Source organism: Thermus sp., assembly GCF_040290245.1.
GTDB lineage: Bacteria > Deinococcota > Deinococci > Deinococcales > Thermaceae > Thermus_A.
Genome location: NZ_PSMQ01000074.1, coordinates 1 through 1825 on the forward strand (window position 1 = coordinate 1; position 1825 = coordinate 1825).

At 67.9% G+C, this 1825-nt stretch carries 2 protein-coding genes; one reads left to right on the plus strand and one right to left on the minus strand.

The annotated features are described in order from the left end of the window. Nucleotides 1-184: 184 nt before the first annotated feature. Complete coding sequence (gene acpS, locus C4301_RS08810) at nt 185-556, minus strand: holo-ACP synthase (RefSeq protein ID WP_352414715.1); 372 nt, start codon at nt 554-556, stop codon at nt 185-187. 27 nt (nt 557-583) lie between these two features. Between acpS and rsmF the strand changes: the two genes are divergently transcribed. Continuing rightward, a partial coding sequence (gene rsmF, locus C4301_RS08815; RefSeq protein ID WP_352414716.1) for a 16S rRNA (cytosine(1407)-C(5))-methyltransferase RsmF occupies nt 584-1825 on the plus strand: 1242 nt, incomplete at its 3' end.

Here is a 1825-nt window from a genome sequence, read left to right on the forward strand (position 1 = left end):
CCCTGCTCGGTGTTTGGCCCTTCGGACCAAAGCAGCCACTAGAACCGGCTCCAAGGTACGCTTCGCGGGACCAGGGGGAGAGGTCCCGCGACAGGACCCTTCCCAGGAGTGGGTTGCTTCGCGAAGCGAACGCCGATTGGAGAAGGGGGTCCAAGCGCGTTCCAAGGGGTCGATGCTTTGAAACCTATTCCGCCTCTAAACTTTCCAGGACGACAACCGCCAGCGCGTATCCCCGCTCGTGGCTTAGAGAAAGGTGGGCACGAAGGCCTGCCCCTTCCATTCTGGACCGGAGTCTTTCCGAAAACCGGAGGACGGGCCGCCGCCCCATGAGCTCCACCCATACGTCTTGGAAGGAAAGGGGTTCGGGCCAGCACTTCTGGAAGGCCTCCTTGGCCGCGAAGCGGGCCGCGAGGGCGGGGATGGGGTCCTGGTGGTCCAAAGCGTAGGTCCGCTCCCTTTCCGTGTAGACCCGGCGCATAAACCGCTCCCCATACCGTTCCAGGGCCCTCTTAATGCGGGCGATCTCCACGAGATCCGTTCCTATGGCCTCGAGCACGCCCAGAAGTATACTCAAAGGGCTGTCATGGCGGGCCTCGAGCTTCCCAAGCCCTTCCTCACCCGGATGGCCGAGCTTCTGGGGGAGGAGTTCCCCCTTTTCCTGAAGGCCCTCACCGAGGGGAAGCGGACCTATGGCCTCCGGGTGAACACCCTGAAGCTCTCCCCCGAGGCCTTCCTAAAGATCTCCCCCTGGCCCCTCCGGCCCATCCCCTGGTGCCCCGAGGGGTTCTACTACCCCGAGGCGGCCCGGACCGGCCCCCATCCGTTCTTCTACGCGGGGCTTTACTACATCCAAGAGCCCAGCGCCCAGGCGGTGGGGGTCCTCCTGGACCCGAGGCCCAAGGAGCGGGTTCTGGACCTGGCGGCCGCCCCTGGGGGAAAGACCACCCACCTGGCGGCCCGGATGGGAGGCGAGGGGCTCCTTGTGGCGAACGAGGTGGATGGAAGGCGCCTCAGGGGGCTCCTGGAGAACGTGGAGCGCTGGGGAGCGCGGCTTTCCGTGGTCCAGGCCCCGCCTGGGGCTTTGGCCGAGGCCTGGGGGGCTTACTTCGACCGGGTCCTCCTGGACGCCCCCTGTTCCGGGGAGGGGATGTTCCGCAAGGACGAGGAGGCCATCCGCCACTGGGGGCCTTCCGCCCCCCGGCGGATGGGGGAGGTGCAGAAGGGGCTCCTGGCCCAGGCCGCCCGGCTGGTCCGGCCGGGAGGGGTTTTGGTCTACTCCACCTGCACCTTTGCCCCCGAGGAGAACGAGGGGGTGGTGGCCCAGTTCCTCCGGGCCCATCCGGAGTTCAGCCTGGAGGATGCCCGTTTTTGCCCTCTCTTTGCCCCCGGGGTGCCCGACTGGGGGGAGAAGAACCCGGAGCTGGTCAAGACCGCCCGGCTCTGGCCCCACCGCCTCGAGGGGGAGGGGCATTTCCTCGCCCGCTTCCGCCGCCAGGACGGAGGCCAGAGCTCCCCTCCCAAGGCGCGGACTCCCCCCCTGGCCCCTGGCACCGCGCGGCTCCTTAAGGCCTTTTTGGACGAGCTGGGGCTGGAGCTTCCGGGGCCTTTTGTGGAGCGCGCGGGCCACCTCTACTGGCTTCCCGAGGATCTCCCCACGCTTTCCGGGATCCGGGCCCCCGCCCCTGGCCTTTACCTGGGCCGGGTACAGAAAGGGCGGTTTATCCCCGCCAGGGCCCTGGCCCACCACCTGGAGCCGGAAAGGGTGCGCCTGTCCAGGCTGGACCTCACCCCGGACGACCCAAGGGCCCTGGCCTTGGCCCTTTTC